Origin of the sequence: Xanthomonas sp. D-36-1 (genome assembly GCF_017746155.1) — a bacterium.
In the GTDB taxonomy this organism is placed as follows: Bacteria; Pseudomonadota; Gammaproteobacteria; order Xanthomonadales; family Xanthomonadaceae; genus Xanthomonas; species Xanthomonas cissicola.
This window is the reverse complement of record NZ_JAGHWR010000099.1, coordinates 1-5,988: the sequence shown is the minus strand read 5'-3', so window position 1 is coordinate 5,988 and position 5,988 is coordinate 1. Positions and strand designations below refer to the sequence as shown.

At 65.7% G+C, this 5,988-nt stretch carries 8 protein-coding genes and 1 pseudogene; all 9 read right to left on the bottom strand.

The features are described 5' to 3' along the window. Positions 1-186 (bottom strand): annotated as a pseudogene (locus tag J7367_RS20660) (IS5/IS1182 family transposase); the annotation flags it as partial. Between the two features lie 508 nt (positions 187-694). Then, a complete protein-coding gene (gspN, locus tag J7367_RS20655) occupies positions 695-1,405 on the bottom strand; it encodes a type II secretion system protein N (RefSeq protein ID WP_057659291.1) in 711 nt (236 codons plus the stop codon). Between the two features lie 5 nt (positions 1,406-1,410). Next, on the bottom strand, positions 1,411-1,887 hold the full coding sequence (gene gspM, locus J7367_RS20650; RefSeq protein WP_057659288.1) for a type II secretion system protein GspM: 477 nt from the start codon (positions 1,885-1,887) through the stop codon (positions 1,411-1,413). After that, positions 1,884-2,936, bottom strand: coding sequence for a type II secretion system protein GspL (gene gspL / locus J7367_RS20645; RefSeq protein WP_057659285.1), 1,053 nt, complete (start codon positions 2,934-2,936; stop codon positions 1,884-1,886). The genes gspM and gspL overlap by 4 nt, the downstream gene beginning before the upstream one ends. Then, positions 2,933-3,922: a type II secretion system minor pseudopilin GspK gene (gene gspK / locus J7367_RS20640; RefSeq protein WP_057659284.1), complete on the bottom strand. Its 990-nt coding sequence runs from the start codon at positions 3,920-3,922 to the stop codon at positions 2,933-2,935. Before gspK ends, gspL begins: the two co-directional genes overlap by 4 nt. Continuing rightward, a complete protein-coding gene (gene gspJ, locus J7367_RS20635; protein WP_007968584.1) occupies positions 3,922-4,524 on the bottom strand; it encodes a type II secretion system minor pseudopilin GspJ in 603 nt (200 codons plus the stop codon). Before gspJ ends, gspK begins: the two co-directional genes overlap by 1 nt. After that, positions 4,521-4,901 carry a type II secretion system minor pseudopilin GspI gene (gene gspI / locus J7367_RS20630; RefSeq protein WP_057659282.1) on the bottom strand — a complete coding sequence of 127 codons (381 nt, stop codon included), beginning with the start codon at positions 4,899-4,901 and terminating at the stop codon, positions 4,521-4,523. Before gspI ends, gspJ begins: the two co-directional genes overlap by 4 nt. After that, a complete protein-coding gene (locus tag J7367_RS20625; RefSeq protein ID WP_057659280.1) occupies positions 4,885-5,349 on the bottom strand; it encodes a GspH/FimT family pseudopilin in 465 nt (154 codons plus the stop codon). The genes gspI and J7367_RS20625 overlap by 17 nt, the downstream gene beginning before the upstream one ends. Positions 5,350-5,406: 57 nt before the next feature. After that, positions 5,407-5,817 (bottom strand): type II secretion system major pseudopilin GspG, encoded by a 411-nt coding sequence (gspG, locus tag J7367_RS20620; protein WP_081027490.1) that lies wholly within the window; start codon positions 5,815-5,817, stop codon positions 5,407-5,409. Between the last annotated feature and the right edge of the window lie 171 nt (positions 5,818-5,988).

The following is a 5,988-nucleotide window of genomic DNA, read 5'->3' as shown; positions in this document are numbered from 1 at the left end:
AATCCGCAACATCGTCGCCAGTGCGTACGGCTGCCGACCTGGCCGCCCCGACACTGGATAGTGCGGCGCGATCAGGGCAAGCAGTTGCTGCCACGGAACAACCTGCTCCATCTCGGCAAGAAAGATCTCGCGCCGGGTCTGCTTACGCTTGCCCAAGCCCTCAGCGTCACCGAACGTCAGCTGCATGGATGAATCCTCTACATAAGGCGATAGTGTCGCGCATCTGCGGTGAGTTGATCAGACCTTCCCTAAAAGATCGTGTCAACAGTCACTTTCGAAAGTGTTCGATAGCACTCTGATAATGCACTCGATCCTTGCCGCCATTGACCTGCAACGGTGCGTGCAAGGATATTGGGTGCCCACCGGGCATCGTTGTCACATGACCAGTCACTGACCAATTCCCTGCGACCAGACCAATTTTGCGGCGCCCACGTTGCGGCCCCGGCATTGCAATCACTGCTGGCTGCGTCAGCGTCCTTCGCAGCGTGCTCATGTGTGTTCCAAAGCGCGTATCGCGTGGACTTGCGCAGGCGAATCCGTGCCCCGATGACTGCGTGCCGCGCCATGACGACAACGTTGTCAACGGATGAGCCTATACGCCGTCCAATCGCCGCAACGACCACATCGACCGTGACGCATGCACGCTCATGGTGCAGAAGACGGACACGGTGGCACGTCGCCAGTCATGGCGTTTCTAGTGCAATCGACCTTCATCGTTGCGCAAAAACCCGCGCTCCGGAGTAGCAGCGAAGCCCAGCAATTGCAGTCCGACACCCAACACTGCGTCCTGCGCTGGATCCACGCGCGACTGCAGTTGCCAGCGTCCGTCGGGCCAGAGTTGCAGCTGCGCCTCGGCCTGCACGCCGGCGGGCAATGCGGTGTCGGGCAGCAAGGTCAGCACGGCGGTGTGATCCAGGCACGCCGGCTGCCCGGACAAGCGCAGCGGCGGCAGGCCGGGCAGCGCGCCCGCCCCGCTTGCCAGCAACTGCAGGCTGACCCGCCCATGCGCCTGCACGCAGCCGGTGGCATCGAATAGCAGATCGACCTGCTGTAGCTGCAATGCCAGATCGATCAGTGCCACGCCACCCGGCTGGCGCACCAGTAGTTGGCCCTGTGCATTGCGAATGCCGCGTTGTGCACCGTCCACCAACAGCAGTTGCAACTGTGTGGACTGCAAATGCACCTGACGTTGGCCACGCAACAGCGGCCAGACCCGCGGCCGCACCGCCACATCGCCGAACACGATGCCTTGCCATTGCACCTGCCGCAACGTGCCGGCCCAGATCGGACCCTCCACATCCAGCACCGAGAACGGCAGCCCCTCGCGCGGCAGCACCAGGCGCAACGGGACAAATGCCAGCAGCGCGACGCCCGCCATCGACAACACGATCAAGCCCCAACGCACGCGTGTCACGGTCCCGATTCCGCAAACCCGCAGCGTACGCGGAGTTGGCCCTGATCGCGTGCCACGCTCAGTTGTGTCGGCGCCAGGCCGTGCGTCTGTCGCAATCGCTCAAGCCAGCCGAACAGCGCGGCGGCACTGACGGCCTCGATCTGCACCTCCACCCCGCCCGCGGCGCTGCGCTGTTGGGAGGTGATGTTGACGCCGGCATCGCGTGCGCTGCCTGCGATGATCTCGGCCAGGGCCGCTGAGCCCGGTGCGGCGGCGCGTCTGGTCGACGCTGCCTGCGCAGATGCATCGAGCACCAGCTGCGCAGCAGCCGCATAGCGCGCCCAAGCCCGGTCATGCCAGTGCCGCAATGGGACGTAAAGCGCATACCAGCCCACCAATGCCGCCAGTGCGGCGCACATCACACCCAGCATGCGCCGCTCACGCGGCGCCCGCGCCTGCCACCAGTGCGTGCCGCGTTGCACAGGTGCCTTCATCGTAGTGGCCCCAGCGTCAACGGTGTCCGCATGCGACCATCTTCGACCTGGCTGCTGCCCGGATCCACGTGCCAGCCGGCATCCGCAAGCCGCGCCGAGAGCTGCTGCAGGCTGGCGTCATCGTTGTGCAGCAAGGTCACGCGCAACGGCTGTGCGGCGTTGTAGTCCAGCTGATCCAATTCTGCCGCTGGAAGGGTATCGACTGCGCCGAACAAGGTGCTCAGTTGCACCGCCAGGCGATCGGTCGCCGTGCCGGCCTGCCGACGCGCCTGCAATGCGGCTGGCACCGCCGCTGCATCGCGCGCACCCAACTGCGTGGCGGCGCGCGCTTGCAGTACACGCGCACCGATCTCGTAGCGCAAGGTCTGGGCCAGCAACAGCAACCCCGGCGATAGCAGCACCAGCGCAGCCAGCACCGCCAGCCGGCGCGGAGCGCGCTGTTGCTCAGCAGCGGCCTTGTTCGCGAACGGGTGCTGCAGGAGATCGATCGGCACGTGCGCAGCGTAGCGCGCAAAGCAGGCGATCGACTGCGTCGGGTCGGGCCCCGGCGGCACTGCCGGCACACGATCGCCCAGCAGCAGACGCGCTGCCTCTGGCTCCAGGCTGCAGGCCAGCTGTGCGCCGCGGATCAGCCAACGGCCGTCCCAGTGCGTCACTGCTACCGTCGCATCGACACCGGGCTCCAGCAACAGGCAATCCGGCACCACCGCATCGGGAGCGAAGCCGAGTTGCGTTGCGCGCGCCAGCCACTGCTGCATCGCTACGCTGTCCACTGCGGCGATCACCACATGCAGCGCCTGCGTCTCAATCGCCAGATGCTCGGCCAGTTGCAGACGCGCGGCGGCCCGTGATTGCGCCATGCTGCGGCCAGGCAAGCGCAACCAGCGCAGATGCACATCCACACCCGGCACCACCAGGAGGGTGCGCGCGGGTGGCTCGGGCGGCGTGGTGGCTTGACCCACCGACTGCACCTGCCCCTGCGCATCCACACGCACCGCAATGGATTCGGCGGCTGCATCGGCTGGCAGCAACAACAACGTGGTGGTCATTGGTCAGAACTCCATTGGCGTGCGACCAGTCGGACCCGGCCTGCCGTTTCCTGTTGCAGCAACGCTTCCAGCATGACCTGCGCGCCGGCATGGTCGACCTGGCTGTAAAGAGAGAAGTAACGGGTGCGCAGTGCGAGCTGTTCCATCACCGCATTGGACAACTCGGCCTGCACCAGCGCCGGCTGGCTGAGAAACATCCGGATGTCGCGCCATCCTCCAGCCGGCCGTGCAGCGATAACGCGTCGCGCGGCCGGCAGCTCCAGCGCTCCTCCGGTCAACGCCACCAGCACCGGCGCATCGTCCAGGCGCAGCGTGTTGATATTGATCGGCGACAAGCGGCCCTCCGGCAATGCGCAGACATACGGCTGCAGTTGCGCAATCAGTTGCGGCGTATAACCGGCAATGGCGCGCAATTCGCTGACGCCTTCCAGCAGGGTTGCACCGGTGCGCTGCGGTGCGGCGGCCTGCAGGTAGCGGTCGTCTTCGGCACCGTGCACGCCCGGCTGTGTGTCGGAGTCGATCCAGTCCACCAATGCGTCGGTCAACGCATGCGCCTGTTGCGGGGCGATGCCCAACACGTCGAGCAATGCGCGATATTGGCGTGCTCCCTCATCGCTACGCTGCCATTGTTCGGGCGCACCAACGACCACGCTGTTGAGATTGAAGCAGCCGCCGCGATCGCGCAGACGCACGCTCACCGCACCGTCATCCAGTGGAAAGCGGATCGGCTGGTCGTTCCAGCCGCCGTCCAGCGTCGTGCGCAGCGGATCGCGCTTGGACAGCGCCTGCAAGCGTTGCCGCGCAACGGCCTCGCTGCCCAGGGCGTACCACTGCGCTTGCGTCATGGCTTCGCCATTGCCGCTGCGGCGCAGACCAAAGCGCAGGTCTTCCAGCACGGCCACCATCAGCAAGGTCATCACGGCAACCAACAGCAATACCGTGAGCAAGGCCACGCCGCGTTGCCTGGCAGGTACGTGCAATGCCATCACCTGCGCCCTTCCGGCAACAGGAACAGTTGGCGTACGCGCCCCCAGTGCTCCAGGTCCAGCTCCAACGCGATCGCATCCGGCAACGCTTCAAGCCCACCGCTCCAGCCATCGCTCCATTGCGCCCGGTAATGGAATGCCACCGCCGCCGAACGCACGCCGCGCAACAGCACTTGCGGCGTGCCAGCTGCCGCGCCGTCGAGCGCAGAGCGTGCGCTGCGCTCCAGCCGCCCATCCACGACCCGATATTCCACGTATTGCAGCGACGCACGCGGCGCCTGGTCCGGATTGCTCCAGCCACGTCGCACGAACCCGAACAAGGGCCCGTACGTCCCGGACGCACTCGCAACAAATGCGCTGCGTGCGGCGCTGCCCTCGCTGTTGCGGGTACGGCGCACCGCGGCCTGCTGCAGGTCGCTGCGCAGCAGGCCATGGGCCAATTGAAAGTCGCGAATCTGCTGCAGCCGCGCGCGCACGGCATCGCGCTGATCGATGCTCTGCCGCATCACCGCCACCGCAGCTGCGGCCACCAACGCGAACACCGCCAAGGCCACCAGCAGTTCGATCAAGGTGAAGCCACGCGTGCGCTGTTTGCGGATCATTCAGCGCTCCGCAAGACATTCAGACCGGCAACTTCCTGCACTTGGCCTGCGGGGCGCACGCGCACCTCGATCCGCAACAGGCCTGCAGCGCCGGCCGGCAGCGACTGGCGTTGCCACTCCCAGCTGCGCCCGCCGAGCATTACCTGCCCGTTCGCAGGCGCACGGATTGCCGGAGCCGGCGCCAGCGTCGCTTCAATCGCCTGGTTTTCTGCCACCACCGCGGCAAGTGCGCGCTCTTCCAATACCACCGCGGTGCGCGTGCTCTCGCCGGAAAGGTTCAACAGGCCGACCACCGCCATGCCGAAGATCGCCAGCGCGACGATCAGTTCGAGCAGCGAGAATCCGCCCGATGCGCGTGCGTTAACGAGAGGGCGCATCGACCTGCACCACGCCTGCGGCATCTACCACTATCTGCATCTGTTGCCGGCCATCGCCCAATGCGATGCGCTGCGGTGTGGCCGCACCGGTGGGGTCGAAGCGCACACTCACGCGTGTACTGTCGGCAGGCAGCTGCACCTGGACGTCTTGCGGCCAGCGCATCGCGGCAAATGGCGCTTCGTCCAAGGCGACCCACTGCTGCTGCGCCTGACGCCGGAAACCATAGCCGCCGGCATCGATGCTGACCTCCACCATGCGCAAACTCATGATCGCCTCGTCGCGTGCATGCATCAGCGCGCTGGCCAGCGCGTCGGCATGATCGTGCAGATCGCGCCGCGTATCCGGCAAGGTCATCACCACCAAACTGCTGGCCAGCGCGGCAATGACCAGAACGGCAAGCACTTCGAGCAAGGTAAAACCACGCGCGCATCGGTTGGCCATGGGCATCGGCACGCGCGGGGAACACTGCCGTGGAGGGCCCAGCACTGCAGACACGGCCGGCACTCAGCGCCAGTTGCCGATATCGGCATTGTCGGCGTCGCCACCTTCAGCACCGTCTGCGCCCAATGCGTACACCTCGAAGCTGCCATGACGGCCCGGACGCCGGTACTGGTATGCATGGCCCCACGGGTCTTCCGGCAGCCGGCGGATGTAGCCGCCCTGCCGATAGCGCTCCGGTCGCGTCAATCCGCTCGGCGGGTTGAGCAAGGCTTGCAGCCCTTGTTCGGTACTCGGGTAGCTGAGGTTGTCCAGGCGATAGGTTTCCAGCGCCTGCTCCAGTACCGCCACGTCGGCGCGGGCTTTTTCCATCATTGCGCGATCCTGGCTGGGCATCACATTGATCATCACCACGGTGGCGAGCAGGCCGATGATGACGATGACCACCATCAGCTCGACCAGGGTGAAACCACGCATGCGTCGCTGTGCTGTAAGCGAACTAGGGAAGGTCTGAACAACGAGACCTGACAGGGCGGAAGGTGGCGTCGTTCCGAAGAGTGGCTTTTGGAACTTCGGAATTTCGCCATTTCTGGCGCTTTCCGCGGGAATTTCCCGGTTCACAGACGCACGCTCCCCATCGCCGGCAGT

What these genes read in the sequence shown, in the direction of transcription:
- gspK (WP_057659284.1), bottom strand. Translation starts at nt 3,922, where the DNA reads ATGGCATTGCACGTACCTGCCAGGCAACGCGGCGTGGCCTTGCTCACG.
- gspL (WP_057659285.1), bottom strand. Translation starts at nt 2,936, where the DNA reads ATGACCACCACGTTGTTGTTGCTGCCAGCCGATGCAGCCGCCGAATCC.
- gspM (WP_057659288.1), bottom strand. Translation starts at nt 1,887, where the DNA reads ATGAAGGCACCTGTGCAACGCGGCACGCACTGGTGGCAGGCGCGGGCG.
- gspI (WP_057659282.1), bottom strand. Translation starts at nt 4,901, where the DNA reads ATGCGCCCTCTCGTTAACGCACGCGCATCGGGCGGATTCTCGCTGCTC.
- J7367_RS20625 (WP_057659280.1), bottom strand. Translation starts at nt 5,349, where the DNA reads ATGCCCATGGCCAACCGATGCGCGCGTGGTTTTACCTTGCTCGAAGTG.
- gspG (WP_081027490.1), bottom strand. Translation starts at nt 5,817, where the DNA reads ATGCGTGGTTTCACCCTGGTCGAGCTGATGGTGGTCATCGTCATCATC.
- gspJ (WP_007968584.1), bottom strand. Translation starts at nt 4,524, where the DNA reads ATGATCCGCAAACAGCGCACGCGTGGCTTCACCTTGATCGAACTGCTG.